The sequence below is a fragment of the Micromonospora sp. NPDC005171 genome (assembly GCF_040608575.1).
Taxonomy (GTDB): domain Bacteria; phylum Actinomycetota; class Actinomycetes; order Mycobacteriales; family Micromonosporaceae; genus Micromonospora.
The window spans coordinates 1-15,273 of sequence record NZ_JBEXIM010000029.1 but is presented as its reverse complement, the minus strand read 5'-3'; the positions used below and the strand labels follow the sequence as shown (position 1 = coordinate 15,273).

The 15,273-nt window shown below is 67.9% G+C and carries 15 protein-coding genes; all 15 read right to left on the bottom strand.

Annotation, left to right across the window (positions count from 1 at the left end):
* Nucleotide 1: 1 nt before the first annotated feature.
* Nucleotides 2-871, bottom strand: a complete 870-nt coding sequence (rpsC, locus tag ABZU74_RS25660) for a 30S ribosomal protein S3 (protein WP_091402401.1) — start codon at nt 869-871, stop codon at nt 2-4.
* Nucleotides 871-1,329, bottom strand: coding sequence for a 50S ribosomal protein L22 (gene rplV, locus ABZU74_RS25655; protein ID WP_007465297.1), 459 nt, complete (start codon nt 1,327-1,329; stop codon nt 871-873). Before rplV ends, rpsC begins: the two co-directional genes overlap by 1 nt.
* Before the next feature lie 41 nt (nt 1,330-1,370).
* The gene (gene rpsS, locus ABZU74_RS25650) at nt 1,371-1,652 is read right to left on the bottom strand and encodes a 30S ribosomal protein S19 (RefSeq protein ID WP_007465299.1); all 282 of its coding nucleotides are present in this window, start codon (nt 1,650-1,652) and stop codon (nt 1,371-1,373) included.
* Between the two features lie 12 nt (nt 1,653-1,664).
* A complete protein-coding gene (gene rplB / locus ABZU74_RS25645; protein ID WP_088950237.1) occupies nt 1,665-2,504 on the bottom strand; it encodes a 50S ribosomal protein L2 in 840 nt (279 codons plus the stop codon).
* Between the two features lie 12 nt (nt 2,505-2,516).
* Nucleotides 2,517-2,819, bottom strand: coding sequence for a 50S ribosomal protein L23 (gene rplW / locus ABZU74_RS25640; RefSeq protein ID WP_007465304.1), 303 nt, complete (start codon nt 2,817-2,819; stop codon nt 2,517-2,519).
* Nucleotides 2,816-3,466 (bottom strand): 50S ribosomal protein L4, encoded by a 651-nt coding sequence (gene rplD / locus ABZU74_RS25635; RefSeq protein ID WP_007465305.1) that lies wholly within the window; start codon nt 3,464-3,466, stop codon nt 2,816-2,818. Before rplD ends, rplW begins: the two co-directional genes overlap by 4 nt.
* The gene (rplC, locus tag ABZU74_RS25630) at nt 3,463-4,128 is read right to left on the bottom strand and encodes a 50S ribosomal protein L3 (RefSeq protein ID WP_355428674.1); all 666 of its coding nucleotides are present in this window, start codon (nt 4,126-4,128) and stop codon (nt 3,463-3,465) included. The genes rplD and rplC overlap by 4 nt, the downstream gene beginning before the upstream one ends.
* An 11-nt stretch (nt 4,129-4,139) precedes the next feature.
* Entirely contained in the window at nt 4,140-4,448 is a 309-nt protein-coding gene (rpsJ, locus tag ABZU74_RS25625) for a 30S ribosomal protein S10 (RefSeq protein ID WP_007073037.1), read from the bottom strand.
* A 350-nt stretch (nt 4,449-4,798) separates the two neighbouring features.
* The gene (gene tuf / locus ABZU74_RS25620; protein ID WP_030489585.1) at nt 4,799-5,992 is read right to left on the bottom strand and encodes an elongation factor Tu; all 1,194 of its coding nucleotides are present in this window, start codon (nt 5,990-5,992) and stop codon (nt 4,799-4,801) included.
* A gap of 212 nt (nt 5,993-6,204) precedes the next feature.
* Entirely contained in the window at nt 6,205-8,301 is a 2,097-nt protein-coding gene (gene fusA / locus ABZU74_RS25615) for an elongation factor G (protein WP_196919810.1), read from the bottom strand.
* A gap of 74 nt (nt 8,302-8,375) precedes the next feature.
* On the bottom strand, nt 8,376-8,846 hold the full coding sequence (gene rpsG / locus ABZU74_RS25610; RefSeq protein ID WP_007465317.1) for a 30S ribosomal protein S7: 471 nt from the start codon (nt 8,844-8,846) through the stop codon (nt 8,376-8,378).
* A 1-nt stretch (nt 8,847) separates the two neighbouring features.
* Nucleotides 8,848-9,222, bottom strand: coding sequence for a 30S ribosomal protein S12 (rpsL, locus tag ABZU74_RS25605; RefSeq protein WP_007465318.1), 375 nt, complete (start codon nt 9,220-9,222; stop codon nt 8,848-8,850).
* A 508-nt stretch (nt 9,223-9,730) separates the two neighbouring features.
* Nucleotides 9,731-10,111 (bottom strand): hypothetical protein, encoded by a 381-nt coding sequence (locus tag ABZU74_RS25600; RefSeq protein WP_355428767.1) that lies wholly within the window; start codon nt 10,109-10,111, stop codon nt 9,731-9,733.
* A 665-nt stretch (nt 10,112-10,776) separates the two neighbouring features.
* Nucleotides 10,777-11,145 (bottom strand): hypothetical protein, encoded by a 369-nt coding sequence (locus ABZU74_RS25595; RefSeq protein WP_355428670.1) that lies wholly within the window; start codon nt 11,143-11,145, stop codon nt 10,777-10,779.
* A gap of 94 nt (nt 11,146-11,239) precedes the next feature.
* Nucleotides 11,240-15,127 (bottom strand): DNA-directed RNA polymerase subunit beta', encoded by a 3,888-nt coding sequence (locus ABZU74_RS25590; RefSeq protein WP_355428667.1) that lies wholly within the window; start codon nt 15,125-15,127, stop codon nt 11,240-11,242.
* Between the last annotated feature and the right edge of the window lie 146 nt (nt 15,128-15,273).

The window sequence follows — 15,273 nt, the reverse complement described above, 5'->3', positions numbered from 1 at the left end:
GTCAGCCCTCCTGCTGCGTTTCTGCCGGAGCAGCAGTGGCGGCGACAGCTGCGCTGTCCACCGGCTCGCCGCTCGGCGTCTCGGCCTGCTGCGCGATGGTGGTCGCAGCAGCCCGACCGGCCTCGGTGCCACCAGCCGTGGTGCCGGACGAACCCGACCGGCCACGGCGCGGACGCTCGGGACGGTCGCCGCGCTCACCACGACGCGGGCGGGACGGACCGGCCTCGGCCGGAGCCTCCCGGCCCGGGACGGCGTCGCCCTTGTAGATCCAGACCTTCACACCGATCCGACCGAACGTGGTACGGGCCTCGAAGAAGCCGTACTCGATGTTGGCCCGCAGCGTGTGCAGCGGAACCCGGCCCTCACGGTAGAACTCGGTCCGGCTCATCTCGGCGCCGCCGAGGCGACCCGAGACCTGAACCCGGATGCCCTTGCAGACCGGGTTCTTCATCGCCGACTGCATGGCCTTGCGCATCGCCCGACGGAAGCTGACCCGGCTGGACAGCTGCTCGGCCACGCCCTGCGCGACCAGCTGAGCGTCCGACTCGGGGTTCTTCACCTCGATGATGTTCAGCTGAACCTGCTTGCCGGTGAGCTTCTCAAGCTCTCCGCGGATCCGGTCGGCCTCCGCACCCTTACGGCCGATGACGATGCCCGGCCGGGCGGTGTGGATGTCGACCCGGACCCGGTCGCGGGTGCGCTCGATGTCGACCTTGGAAATCCCGGCACGCTCGAGGCCCTTAGACATCATGCGGCGGATCTTGACATCCTCGCCGATGTAGTCCTTGTAGAGCTTGTCCGCGAACCAGCGGGACTTCCAGTCGGTCGAGATGCCGAGCCGGAACCCAGTGGGGTGAACCTTCTGACCCATTACTCGGCGTCCTCCGTCTTGCTCTGCGCTTCGGCCGGTGCGGCCTCCGTGGCCGGGGCGGCCTTCTTCGCCGCGGCCTTCCTCGGCGCTGCCGGCGCGACCGCTTCGACCGCCACGGTGATGTGGCAGGTGCGCTTGCGGATTCGGTACGCCCGACCCTGCGCCCGCGGCTGGAACCGCTTCATCGTCGGGCCCTCGTCCACGAAGGCCTCGCTGACGAGCAGCGCGTCGGGGTCCAGCCGCTCGTTGTTCTCCGCGTTGGCGATCGCGCTAGCGAGCACCTTGTACACCTGCTCGCTCGCAGCCTGCGGCGCGAACTGCAGCACCGTTAGCGCCTCCTTCGCGGGCAGGCCGCGGACGAGGTTGACCACCCGGCGCGCCTTCATCGGCGAGATGCGCACGTGCCGCGCAACCGCCCGCGCGCCCGGAAGCACCGGAGCGTCGCCCTTTCCTGGCATCGCTGTAACCCCTTGTTCCCTCTATCCGTATGCCCGCGGCGTCAGCGCCGACGGCTCTTCCGGTCGTCCTTCTCGTGACCCTTGAACGTGCGGGTCAGCGCGAACTCGCCGAGCTTGTGCCCGACCATCGCCTCGGTCACGAACACCGGGACGTGCTTGCGTCCGTCATGCACGGCGATCGTGTGCCCCAGCATCTCCGGGATGATCGTCGAGCGCCGCGACCAGGTCTTGATCACGTTCTTGGAGCCCTTGTCGTTCTGAACTTCCACCTTCTTGAGCAGGTGGTCGTCTACGAACGGGCCCTTCTTCAGGCTGCGAGGCATGTCTTATCTCCCTCAGCCGCGCTTACGCGTGGCGTAGCGGCGGCGGACGATCAGCCGGTCACTCGGCTGGCCCTTACGGCGGGTGCGGCCCTCGGGCTTACCCTGCGGGTTGACCGGGTGGCGACCACCGGAGGTCTTACCCTCACCACCACCGTGCGGGTGGTCGACCGGGTTCATGGCGACACCACGGACGGTCGGGCGCTTGCCCTTCCACCGCATCCGGCCGGCCTTACCCCAGTTGATGTTCGACTGGTCGGCGTTGCCGATCTCGCCGACGCTGGCGCGGCAGCGCACATCCACACGCCGGATCTCACCGGACGGCATACGCAGGGTCGCGTACGCGCCCTCGCGGCCGAGCAGCTGGATGCCGACGCCTGCGGAACGGGCCAGCTTGGCCCCGCCACCCGGACGCAGCTCCACGTTGTGGATCGTGGTACCGACCGGGATGTTGCGCAGCGGAAGGTTGTTACCCGGCTTGATGTCGGCGCCCGGGCCGGACTCGACGCGGTCGCCCTGCTTCATGTCCTTCGGCGCGATGATGTACCGCTTCTCGCCGTCGGCGTAGTGCAGCAGCGCGATACGCGCCGTGCGGTTCGGGTCGTACTCGATGTGAGCGACCTTCGCCGGCACGCCGTCCTTGTCGACCCGCTTGAAGTCGATCAGACGGTACTGGCGCTTGTGACCGCCACCGTGGTGCCGCGTGGTGATCCGGCCGTGGGCGTTACGCCCGCCCTTCTTCGGCAACGGAGCCAGCAGCGACTTCTCCGGCGTGGACCGGGTGATCTCGGCGAAGTCAGCGACACTCGAGCCACGTCGGCCCGGCGTCGTCGGCTTGTACTTACGGATAGCCATTGTCTACACCCCTCAGCTGACCGGGCCGCCGAAGGCCTCGATGCGGTCACCGTCAGCCAGCTTCACGATCGCCCGCTTGGTCGCCTTGCGCTGACCGAAGCCGGTCTTGGTGCGCTTGCGCTTACCCTGGCGGTTGAGCGTGTTGACCGTCAGGACGCGGACGTTGAAGATCTGCTGGATAGCGATCTTGATCTCGGTCTTGTTCGCGTCCGGGTGCACCAGGAAGGTGTACCAGTTCCGGTTCAGCTCGCTGTAGCTCTTCTCCGAGACGACCGGCGCCACGATGATGTCGCGCGGGTCGGCGATCGTGCTCACTTGCCACCCTCCTCGGTGGTCTCGGCTGGCACGCCCAGGAACTCGTCCAGGGCGTCCTTGGTGAAGACCACGTCGTCGGCCACCAGCACGTCGTACGTGTTCAGCTGGCCGGACTCGATCAGGTGCACGCGCGGCTCGTTGCGCAGCGACACCCAGTTCAGTTCGTCGGTGCTGCTCAGCACGACCAGGACCCGACGGGCCTCGGTGAGCTTGGTCAGCGTGGCCAGGGCCGCCTTGGTCGACGGCTTCTCGCCCGAGACGAACGCCTCGACGACGTGCACCTGCCCGGCGCGGGCCCGGTCGGAGAGGGCACCGCGCAGCGCGGCGGCCTTCATCTTCTTCGGGGTCCGCTGGCTGTAGTCGCGCGGCACGGGACCGTGCACGACGCCACCGCCGGCGAACTGCGGCGCGCGGATCGAGCCCTGCCGGGCGCGACCGGTGCCCTTCTGCTTGTACGGCTTCTTGCCGCCACCGGCGACCTCGCCGCGGGTCTTGGCCTTGTGCGTGCCCTGTCGGGCCGCCGCGAGCTGGGCCACCACGACCTGGTGCATCAGCGCGACGTTGGCCTGCACGTCGAAGATGTCCGCCGGCAGCTCTACCGAGCTGCTGGTGGTGCCTTCGACGGTGCGCACGTCAACGGTGGTCACTTGGCCGCACCGCCCTTCTTCACCTTGCTCTTGGCCGCGGTCCGGACCAGAACGAGCGCGCCCTTCGGACCAGGAATGGCACCCCGGACGAGCAGCAGGTTGTTCTCGGTGTCGACCGCCTGGACGGTGAGGTTCTGCACGGTGTACCGCACGCCACCCATGCGGCCGGCCATCCGGGTGCCCTTGAAGACACGACCCGGAGTGGCGCAGGCGCCGATGGAACCGGGCGAGCGGTGCTTACGCTCGACACCGTGGCCGGCGCCCAGGCCGTGGAAGCCGTGCCGCTTCATCGGGCCGGCGTAGCCCTTGCCCTTGGTCTTGCCGGTGACGTCGATGGTGACGCCGGCCGGGAACTCATCGACAGTGACTTCCTGGCCGAGCGAGTATTCCCCGGCGTCCGTGGTGCGCAGCTCGACGATGTGCCGGCGCGGCGCCACGTCCGCCTTGGCGTAGTGCCCGCTGATCGGCTTCTTGACCTTGCGCGGGTCGATGGTGCCGTAGGCCAGCTGGACCGCGGAGTAACCGTCCTTCTCGGCGCTACGAACCTGGCTGATGACGCACGGGCCGGCCTCGACCACGGTCACGGGAACAACACGGTTGTTGTCCCAGACCTGGGTCATGCCGAGCTTGGCGCCCAGGATCCCCTTGACTTGCCTGTCCATTTGTCCGGTCCCTACAGCTTGATCTCGATGTCGACGCCAGCCGGCAGGTCGAGGCGCATGAGCGAGTCGACCGTCTTCGGGGTCGGGTCGATGATGTCGATCAGCCGCTTGTGCGTGCGCATCTCGAAGTGCTCGCGCGAGTCCTTGTACTTGTGCGGCGAGCGGATAACGCAGAAACGGTTGATCTCCGTGGGCAGCGGCACCGGGCCCGCGACCTGCGCCCCGGTGCGCGTCACCGTCTCGACGATCTTCCGAGCCGAGGAGTCGACGACCTCGTGGTCATAGGCCTTGAGCCGGATGCGGATCTTCTGTCCCGCCATGGTGGCTTCTGTTCCTTCTCTCGATGCCGCTGTGTTGCGGGCGCCTGCACCGGCTGGTGCAGGCCCACTTCGCCGACCCCCGCGGTCGGGCGTGTCGCGCCCTCGGGCCGGGCTCCGCCCCGTGGTTCCGGAGTGGTGCTGACCGCGCGGTGGGTCAAGGCGCCGATCGCATTACCGCGACCTGAACGCCGTGCGAGGGTGGTTGGCGACTGGGCCGCCAACCACCCTACGCTCGACTGACTCGCCACCCGGAGGTTCAGCGAAAGCCGAACACAGGCGACGAACTGTCGTTACGCAACCTGACTAGTATGCCGCACGACCGGCGGCGGGTCTAATCGGGGTTACCTAGCTCACTTGTTGATCTTGGTGACGAACCCGGCGCCGACGGTGCGGCCACCCTCGCGGATCGCGAACTTGAGGTTCTCCTCCATGGCGATGGGCTGGATCAGCTTCACCGACATCGAGGTGTTGTCACCCGGCATGACCATCTCGGTGCCCTCGGGGAGGGTGACGACACCGGTGACGTCCGTGGTCCGGAAGTAGAACTGCGGACGGTAGTTCTGGAAGAACGGGGTGTGGCGGCCACCCTCCTCCTTGGAGAGGATGTAGACCGTCGCCTCGAACTCCGTGTGCGGGGTGTTCGAGCCCGGCTTCACGACGACCATGCCGCGCTCGACCTCGTCGCGCTTGGTACCGCGCAGCAGCAGGCCGACGTTCTCGCCTGCGCGGGCGTCGTCCAGGGTCTTCCGGAACATCTCGATCGCGGTGACCTTGGTCTTGAAGCTCTTCTCCTTGATACCGACGAGCTCAACATCCTCGTTCGGCAGGAGAACGCCGCGCTCCACGCGACCGGTGACGACGGTGCCACGACCGGTGATCGTGAAGACGTCCTCGACCGGCATCAGGAACGGCTTGTCAACCTCGCGCTCCGGCTGCGGGATCGAGGTGTCGACAGCGGTCATCAGGTCCAGCAGCTTGCCGGTCCACTCGGGGTCACCCTCGAGGGCCTTCAGCGCCGAAACCCGAACGACCGGCAGGTCGTCACCCGGGTACTCCTGCGAGGAGAGCAGCTCACGGACCTCGAGCTCGACGAGCTCCAGGAGCTCCTCGTCATCGACCATGTCGCTCTTGTTGAGCGCCACGACGATGTACGGCACACCGACCTGACGGGCCAGCAGCACGTGCTCGCGGGTCTGCGGCATCGGGCCGTCGGTCGCCGCGACCACCAGGATCGCGCCGTCCATCTGCGCGGCACCGGTGATCATGTTCTTGATGTAGTCGGCGTGACCAGGGCAGTCGACGTGCGCGTAGTGCCGCGACTCGGTCTGGTACTCGACGTGCGCGATCGAGATCGTGATGCCGCGGGCCTTCTCCTCCGGCGCCTTGTCGATCTCGTCGAACGGCGTGTAGGGGTTCAGGTCCGGGTACTGGTCGTGCAGGACCTTGGTGATGGCCGCCGTCAGCGTCGTCTTACCGTGGTCGATGTGACCAATGGTGCCGATGTTGACGTGCGGCTTAGTCCGCTCGAACTTAGCCTTCGCCACTGGTGTCCTCCTGTGGACTTCTTGGTTCGTACGCCCGGCGCGCCGGTCGGCGCTTAGGACTCTGTCGACAGCCTTTCCGGCCTGGAGGCCGGAGAGCCTTTGTGGGTTCTGCGGCGATGAAGCCTACAGGCCCGGTCTCACGCGATCCGATCGTGGTGGCCGCGGGCGGGTGAACCCTCCCGCGACCAACCACGAATCACCAGCTCAGGGCGTTACTCGCCCGTTGCCTTGGCGATGATCTCCTTCGCGACGCTCTGCGGAACCTCGGCGTAGGAGTCGAACTGCATGCTGTAGCTAGCCCGGCCCTGGGTCTTCGACCGCAGGTCGCCGACGTAGCCGAACATCTCCGACAACGGCACCAGGGCCCGGACGATGCGGGCGCCGCTGCGCTCCTCCATCGCCTGGATGATGCCGCGGCGGGAGTTGAGGTCACCGATGACGTCACCCATGTTCTCCTCAGGAGTGGTGACTTCAACGGCCATCATCGGCTCGAGCAACGCAGGGTCGGCCTTGCGGGCCGCGTCCTTCATCACCATCGAGCCGGCGATCTTGAATGCCATTTCCGACGAGTCGACCTCGTGGTACTGGCCGTCCAGCAGGGTCAGCTTGACGCCGACCAGCGGGAAGCCCGCCAGGATGCCGTACTGCAGCGCGTCCTGCGCACCGGCGTCCACCGAGGGGATGAACTCCCGGGGGATGCGGCCGCCGCTGACGGCGTTGGCGAACTCGTAGGTCGGCGAGTCGTTGTCCAGCGGAAGCGGCTCGACGCTCACGATCACGCGGGCGTACTGGCCGGAACCACCGGTCTGCTTCTTGTGGGTGTACTCGACCTTGTCCACCTTGCGGCGGATGGTCTCGCGGTACGCCACCTGCGGCTTGCCGACGTTGGCCTCGACGTTGAACTCGCGGCGCATCCGGTCGACCAGGATGTCCAGGTGCAGCTCACCCATGCCGGAGATGACCGTCTGACCGGTCTCCTCGTCCAGCTGGACGCGGAAGGTCGGGTCCTCCTCGGCCAGGCGCTGGATGGCGGTGCCCAGCTTCTCCTGGTCGGACTTGGTCTTCGGCTCGATCGCCACCGAGATGACCGGCTCCGGGAACGTCATCGACTCCAGGATGACCGGGTTCGCCGGGTCGGAGAGAGTGTCGCCGGTGGTGGTCTGCTTCAGACCCTGCACGGCGATGATGTCGCCGGCCTGCGCCGACGGACGCTCTTCCCGCTTGTTGGCGTGCATCTGGTAGATCTTGCCGATCCGCTCCTTGCGGTCCTTGGTGGAGTTGACCACCTGGGAACCGGAATCGAGCGTGCCGGAGTAGACCCGCACGTAGGTGAGCTTGCCCAGGTGCTTGTCCGTCTGGATCTTGAAGGCCAGGCCGGAGAAGGGCTCCGAGTTGGACGGCTTACGCAGCAGCGGGGTCTCGCCGTCGGTGGCCGTACCCTCGATCGCCGGAACGTCCAGCGGCGACGGCAGGAAGTCGACCACGGCGTCGAGCATGGGCTGGACGCCCTTGTTCTTGAACGCCGAGCCGCACAGCACCGGGTTGGCCTTGCCGGCGATGGTGGCACGCCGGATGGCGGCCTTGATCTCCTCGACGGAGACCTCTTCGCCTTCCAGGTACTTCTCCATCACCGAGTCGTCGACGTCGGCGAGGGTCTCCATCAGCTTCTCGCGCCACTCGGCAGCGGAGTCGGCCAGGTCGGCCGGGATCTCCTCGACCGCGTAGTCCTCACCCTTCTGGGTCTCCCCGCGCCAGGTGAGTGCGCGCATGCCGATCAGGTCGACAACACCGATGTGGTCGCCCTCGAGCCCGATCGGGATCTGGAGCACCAGCGGGGTGGCGTTCAGCCGGTCGATCATCATCTGCACGCAGCGGAAGAAGTCGGCGCCGGTCCGGTCGAGCTTGTTGACGAAGCACATGCGCGGGACGTTGTACTTGTCGGCCTGCCGCCAGACGTTCTCCGTCTGCGGTTCCACGCCGGCGACACCGTCGTAAACCGCGACCGCACCATCCAGGACCCGCAGCGACCGCTCGACCTCGACCGTGAAGTCGACGTGGCCAGGCGTGTCGATGATCTGGATCGTGTGGTCTTTCCACTCACACTTGGTAGCAGCGGAGGTGATGGTGATACCACGCTCCTGCTCCTGCTCCATCCAGTCCATGACGGCAGCGCCCTCGTGGACCTCACCGATCTTGTACGTGATGCCGGTGTAGAACAGGATTCGCTCGGTGGTCGTGGTCTTACCGGCATCGATGTGCGCCATGATGCCGATGTTGCGTACCTTGGCGAGCGCGTCTGCGGCGGCCACTTCAATCCCTACTTATCGTCGTCTCGACTCAACTGGTGGCGGTTCCGGCGCCCGAAGGCGCCGGAACCAGGGTGTTACCAGCGGTAGTGCGCGAAGGCCTTGTTGGACTCGGCCATCTTGTGCGTGTCCTCGCGCCGCTTGACGGCGGCACCGAGGCCGTTGCTCGCGTCCAGCAGCTCGTTCATCAGCCGCTCGACCATGGTCTTCTCGCGCCGGGCGCGGGAGTACGTGACCAGCCAGCGCAGGCCCAGGGTGGTCGCCCGGGTCGGGCGGACCTCGACCGGAACCTGGTAGGTGGCGCCACCGACACGGCGGCTGCGCACCTCGAGGGTCGGCTTGACGTTGTCCATCGCCCGCTTGAGGGTGACGACCGGGTCGGTGCCGGACTTCTCGCGGCAGCCCTCGAGGGCCGCGTACACGATGGACTCGGCGAGCTGACGCTTGCCGCGGAGCAGGATCTTGTTCACCAGCTGGGTGACCAGCGGCGAGTTGTACACCGGGTCAGCGACCAGTGGCCGCCGCGGAGCGGGTCCCTTACGCGGCATGTCAGCTCTTCTCCTTCTTCGCGCCGTAACGGCTGCGCGCCTGCTTGCGGTTACGGACACCCTGGGTGTCCAGCGAGCCGCGAACGATCTTGTAACGCACGCCGGGGAGGTCCTTCACCCGACCACCGCGGACGAGCACGATCGAGTGCTCCTGCAGGTTGTGACCGACGCCGGGGATGTAGGCGGTCACCTCGATCTGGCTGCTGAGCTTCACGCGAGCGACCTTGCGCAGCGCCGAGTTCGGCTTCTTGGGGGTGGTGGTGTACACGCGGGTGCACACGCCGCGCCGCTGAGGAGAACCCTTCAGCGCCGGGGTCTTGGTCTTGGTCGTCTTCGCCTGGCGGCCCTTTCGGACCAGCTGCTGGATCGTGGGCACCGGGTTTCTCCGCTCCCTTCGGCCGCGTTGGCGGCCGCGCCGTCTGCTCGTTAGCCGGCCTGATGACCGGCTCTCCTACATTCCGACCAGGGTCGCCTTGCGGAGACCCCGGCACCCGCGGTCGGGCGTGTCGCCCTCGTCACGGCCCCGTTGCGACGCTCTCGCGTGCGAACCGGGTTTGTGTCACCGGCACGCGGATCGCCCCGCCCCGGATCCTTGACTTGTCGTGCCGCCGCCCGCAAGCCGGAAACAGCGCACGCACGAGTTGCCCGGGCATGCCCGGGCACAAGGGGAAAGAGTACCTACCACAACCGCCCAGGTCAAAACGGAATGGCCCGGCGACTGTCTCACACCCGCCGGCCGGATCTCGTCCTGCCCCGTCGCCCGCGATGGGCACCTACGAATACAAGTGTACCGGCTCCCCCGCAGAAGCACCCATCGCCCCCGGAGGGACCGAGGGCCCTCCGCGGGAAACCCCCGTCAGGTGCCGGAGTATCGGTGATCACCCTCAGGTCAGGACGAGAAGCAGGGCCAGGCTCAGGCCCAGCAGGCTGAGCAGTGCCCCGGCCGCGCCGCAGCTGATCCCGGTCATCGCCAGCCCGCGGCCGGTGAACTGGACCGCGGAGGGCGCGGCCGGCCGGCGGATCTGCCGCCGGCCGAGCAGCCCGACGACGACCGCCGCGCCGCCGGCCAGCACACCCAGCGCGGCGAACGCTCCGGAGGCCCAGGCCCCGCCGTCGTTCTTGAAGGCCACTCCGAAACAGATCACCAGCAGCGAGACCAGGACCGACGCGATCCCCGCCACCAGCGCCCCGATGGCCAGCCCGGAGGTGACCGGCGCCACGTCCAGGTGCACGACGCCGAACGGCGTACCGGAGACCGTCTCCACCCGCTTCGGCGGTCGGCGTTGGTCGTCGGTGGGTGGCGGCACCGAACGCCCCGGCGTGCCACCCCACCCGGGGCCGTGCCCAGGCGGACCCCACCCGGGCGGCGCTCCAGGCCCGGACGACGGCGGACCCCACCCGGGATGCGCTCCAGGCCTGGACGACGGCGGACCCCACCCGTACGGCACACCCGGCCCAGCTGCCGGAGGGCCCCAGCCGGGCGGCACACCGGGACCCGACGGGGGTGGGCCCCAGCCGGGCGGCGGCACACCGGGCCCGGACGAGGGCGGACCCCAACCCGGCGGCATGCCAGGCCCCGACGGGGGCGGACCCCAGCCCGGCGGCGGCATCGGGGCCGGCGCGTTGGAGACCGGGTACGGCTGCGCGGAGTCGGGTGCCGTGGTCATTCCCGAGTGCGGCGCCGGAGGCGGCGGGCTCGGGGTGGACACCGGTGGCTGTGGCTCGTCACCCGGGCCGGGTCGCGCCCAGTCACTCTGCTCGGACGGAGGAACCGGCGGGTCCGCCGGGCCAGCCGGTTCGTCAGCAGGGGGCCGCGCCGGTTCCGTCACGAGGTCCTCCTGTCGAAAGGCCGCCACCGCCACACGGCGGACACCGGCCAGGCTACCGCCGCGAGCGCCGCCGCCCGCGCCGGGCGCGGCCACCGGCGGGCTCAGTCCATGTTCGCCGGGTAGTCGTGGCCGAACGGGGCGCCGGCCAACCGGACCACACCGACGACCACAGCGGCCACCACGCTGACCGCGACCAGCACCAGGCCGGTCCAGGCCATCCACTCCCCCCGCCGCAGCCAGACGCTGCCGGTCAGGAAACCCCCTGAGGCGTACGCCTCGCGGCGCGCCTGCCGGGCCAGTTGCAGAGCCACCGTCGCCGGCACCACGCCACCGATGAACAGCCCGGTCAGCATGCCGAGCAGGCCCAGCGCGAAGACCGCCCGTGCCTTCGTGGCGCGGGCCGGGTCCGGGTCCAGCGGGTGGCGCAGGCCCGGCTGGGCGACCGACACCTGGCCGGGTGCTGTCGTCATCCCCCCATCATGCCGAACCCGGCCCGGGGGTGGGTGGGCACGGACACGACGAGGCCCCCGGCTTTCACCGGGGGCCTCGTCGTGTGACTGGTGCTTAGCGGTACGACCCGAAGTCGAAGTCGTCCAGCGGCACTGCCTGCCCGCTGGCCGGCCCGAACCCGTAGTCGGTCTCCGGGTAACCGGTCATCGAGTAGACCTTGGCCTTGGCCTCCTCGGTCGGCTCGACCCGGACGTTGCGGTACTTGCTGATGCCGGTACCCGCCGGGATGAGCTTTCCGATGATCACGTTCTCCTTGAGGCCGACCAGCGAGTCGCTGCGCGAGTTGATCGCAGCGTCGGTCAGCACCCGGGTGGTCTCCTGGAAGGAGGCCGCCGAGAGCCAGGAGTCGGTGGCCAGCGAGGCCTTGGTGATACCCATCAGCACCGGACGACCGGCGGCGGGCTCGCCGCCCTCCGAGACGAGCCGGCGGTTCTCCGACTCGAACAGCGCCCGGTCGACGAGCACACCCGGCAGGAACTCGGTCGAGCCGGAGTCGATGACCGTCACCCGCTTGAGCATCTGGCGGATGATGATCTCGATGTGCTTGTCGTGGATGAGCACACCCTGCGAGCGGTAGACCTCCTGGACCTCACTGGTCAGGTGGACCTGGACCGCCCGCGGACCCATGATCCGCAGCAGCTCGTGCGGGTCGATGGTGCCCTCGGTCAGCTTCTCGCCGACCGCGACGTGACCGCCGTCGTGGGTACGGAGCTTGACCCGCTTCGAGATCTTGTCGTAGACGATCTCTTCGCTGCCGTCGTCCGGCACCACGATGATCTTGCGCGAGCGCTCGCCGTCCTCGATCCGGATCCGACCCGGGGTGTCGGCGATGGGCGCCTTACCCTTCGGGACCCGAGCCTCGAAGATTTCCTGAACACGCGGCAGACCCTGGGTGATGTCCTCACCCGCGACACCACCGGTGTGGAAGGTACGCATCGTCAGCTGCGTACCGGGCTCACCGATGGACTGGGCGGCGATGATGCCGACCGCCTCGCCGATGTCGACCGACTTGCCGGTCGGCAGCGACCGGCCGTAGCAGGCCGCGCAGACGCCCAGCTTCGACTCGCAGGTGAGCACGCTGCGCACCCGGACCGTCTCCACACCAGCGGCGACGATCTTGTCGACCCCGATGGAGTTGATGTCCTGACCGCGCTCGGCGACCACGGTGCCGTCCGGCCCCTTGATGTCGTCGGCGAGGGTACGGGCGTGCACGCTCGTCTCGGCGTGGGTGTGGACGACGAGCTTGCCGTCCAGCTTCTCGCCGATCTGCATCGGGATCGCCCGGTCGGTGCCGCAGTCCTCTTCGCGGATGATGACGTCCTGCGAGACGTCCACCAGACGACGGGTCAGGTAACCCGAGTCGGCGGTCCGCAGCGCGGTGTCGGCAAGACCCTTACGGGCACCGTGCGTGGAGATGAAGTACTCCAGCACGGACAGACCCTCCCGGTAGCTGGCCTTGATCGGCCGCGGGATGATCTCGCCCTTGGGGTTGGCCACCAGACCACGGATCGCCGCGATCTGCCGGAGCTGGAGCAGGTTACCGCGAGCACCCGAGTTGATCATCTTCCACAGTGGGTTCTCCTGCGGCAGCGCGGTGTCCATCTCCTTGGCAACCTCGTTGGTCGCCTTGGTCCAGATCTCGATGAGCTCGCCGCGACGCTCCTCGGCGGTCATCAGACCACGCTGGTACTGCTTGTCGATCTGGTCGGCGTCCTTCTCGTACTTCGCCAGGATCTCCGCCTTACGCGGCGGCGCGATGACGTCCTCCATGCCGATCGTCACGCCGGACCAGGTGGCCCAGTGGAAACCGGCCTCCTTGAGCCCGTCCAGGGTGGCGGCCAGCGCCACCTTGGGGAAGCGCTCGGCGAGGTCGTTGACGATCGCGGAGAGCTGACCCTTGCGGATCTCGTAGTTCACGAAGCGGTAGCCCTGCGGCAGTGTCTCGTTGAACAGCACCCGACCCAGGGTGGTCTCCACGGTCAGCGGGTCACCCTCGACCCAGCCCTCCGGGGCGGTCCACGCCTCGGAGCCGGCGCCGTTGTCGACACCGACCACGCCACGCAGGCGGATCTTCACCGGCGCCTGCAGGTGCAGCTCACCGTTGTCGAAGGCCATCCGCGCCTCGGCGTCCGAGCTGAACGCCCGGCCCTCGCCCTTCTCACCGGCGGTGAGGTGGGTGAGGTGGTACAGACCGATGACCATGTCCTGGGTGGGCATGGTGACCGGCTTACCGTCGGCCGGCTTGAGGATGTTGTTCGACGACAGCATCAGGATCCGCGCCTCGGCCTGAGCCTCAGCGGACAGCGGCACGTGGACCGCCATCTGGTCACCGTCGAAGTCGGCGTTGAACGCGGTGCAGACCAGCGGGTGGATCTGGATCGCCTTGCCCTCGACCAGCTGCGGCTCGAAGGCCTGGATGCCCAGGCGGTGCAGGGTCGGTGCACGGTTGAGCAGCACCGGGTGCTCGCCGATGACCTCTTCCAGCACGTCCCACACGACCGGGCGCTGACGCTCGACCATCCGCTTGGCGGACTTGATGTTCTGTGCGTGGTTGAGGTCGACCAGCCGCTTCATCACGAACGGCTTGAACAGCTCCAGCGCCATCTGCTTGGGCAGACCGCACTGGTGCAGCTTGAGCTTCGGGCCGACCACGATGACCGAACGGCCGGAGTAGTCGACGCGCTTGCCCAGCAGGTTCTGGCGGAACCGGCCCTGCTTGCCCTTGAGCATGTCGGACAGCGACTTGAGCGGGCGGTTACCCGGACCGGTGACCGGCCGGCCGCGACGGCCGTTGTCGAACAACGCGTCGACGGCCTCCTGGAGCATCCGCTTCTCGTTGTTGACGATGATCTCGGGAGCGCCGAGGTCGATCAGCCGCTTGAGGCGGTTGTTCCGGTTGATCACGCGGCGGTACAGGTCGTTCAGGTCCGAGGTCGCGAAGCGGCCACCGTCGAGCTGCACCATCGGGCGCAGGTCCGGCGGGATGACCGGGACGCAGTCCAGCACCATGCCGAGCGGCGAGTTGCGGGTGTTCAGGAACGCCGCGACGACCTTGAGTCGCTTGAGCGCCCGGATCTTCCGCTGACCCTTGCCGGACCGGATGGTCTCGCGCAGGCTCTCGGCCTCGGCGTCGAGGTCCATGTTCTGGACCAACGCCTTGATCGCCTCGGCGCCCATCGAACCGGTGAAGTACTCACCGAACCGGTCGCGCAGCTCGCGGTAGAGCAGCTCGTCGGTGACCAGCTGCTTCGGCTCCAGCTTGCGGAAGGTGTCCAGCACCTCGTCCAGGCGGTCGATCTCGCGCTGGGCCCGGTCGCGGATCTGGCGCATCTCGCGCTCGCCGCCCTCCTTGACCTTGCGCCGGACGTCCGCCTTGGCACCCTCGGCCTCCAGCTCGGCCAGGTCGGCCTCGAGCTTGGCGGCCCGCTTCTCGATCTCCGAGTCGCGGCTGTTCTCGGACTGCCGCTTCTCGGCCAGGATCTCGTTCTCGATCGTCGAGAGGTCACGGTGACGCGACTCGGCGTCAACGCTCGTCACGACGTACGAGGCGAAGTAGATGATCTTTTCGAGGTCCTTGGGGGCGAGGTCCAGCAGGTAGCCCAGCCGACTCGGAACGCCCTTGAAGTACCAGATGTGGGTCACCGGAGCGGCGAGCTCGATGTGCCCCATCCGCTCACGACGGACCTTGGAGCGAGTCACCTCGACGCCGCAGCGCTCACAGATGATGCCCTTGAACCGAACGCGCTTGTACTTACCGCAGTAGCACTCCCAGTCCCGCTGCGGACCGAAGATCTTCTCGCAGAAGAGCCCGTCCTTTTCCGGCTTCAGGGTGCGGTAGTTGATCGTCTCAGGCTTCTTGACCTCGCCGTGCGACCACTGACGGATGTCGTCGGCGGTGGCGAGACCAATGCGCAGCTCGTCGAAGAAGTTGACGTCGAGCACTATGTCCCCTATGTCGTCGTCTGTACTGCTAATTCTCGGGTGGCGTCGGGGGCCGGCGAGCCGGCCCCCCCACCCAAAACAAAGAACACAGAGACCGAAAGAAGAGCGACCCCGCGAGAGAGACTTACGAAAACCACAAGGCCCCC

Coding starts and splice junctions, on each gene's coding strand:
- rpsC (WP_091402401.1), bottom strand. CDS start 871: ATGGGTCAGAAGGTTCACCCCACTGGGTTCCGGCTCGGCATCTCGACC.
- rplV (WP_007465297.1), bottom strand. CDS start 1,329: ATGCCAGGAAAGGGCGACGCTCCGGTGCTTCCGGGCGCGCGGGCGGTT.
- rpsS (WP_007465299.1), bottom strand. CDS start 1,652: ATGCCTCGCAGCCTGAAGAAGGGCCCGTTCGTAGACGACCACCTGCTC.
- rplB (WP_088950237.1), bottom strand. CDS start 2,504: ATGGCTATCCGTAAGTACAAGCCGACGACGCCGGGCCGACGTGGCTCG.
- rplC (WP_355428674.1), bottom strand. CDS start 4,128: ATGGACAGGCAAGTCAAGGGGATCCTGGGCGCCAAGCTCGGCATGACC.
- rpsJ (WP_007073037.1), bottom strand. CDS start 4,448: ATGGCGGGACAGAAGATCCGCATCCGGCTCAAGGCCTATGACCACGAG.
- rpsG (WP_007465317.1), bottom strand. CDS start 8,846: ATGCCGCGTAAGGGACCCGCTCCGCGGCGGCCACTGGTCGCTGACCCG.
- ABZU74_RS25595 (WP_355428670.1), bottom strand. CDS start 11,145: ATGACGACAGCACCCGGCCAGGTGTCGGTCGCCCAGCCGGGCCTGCGC.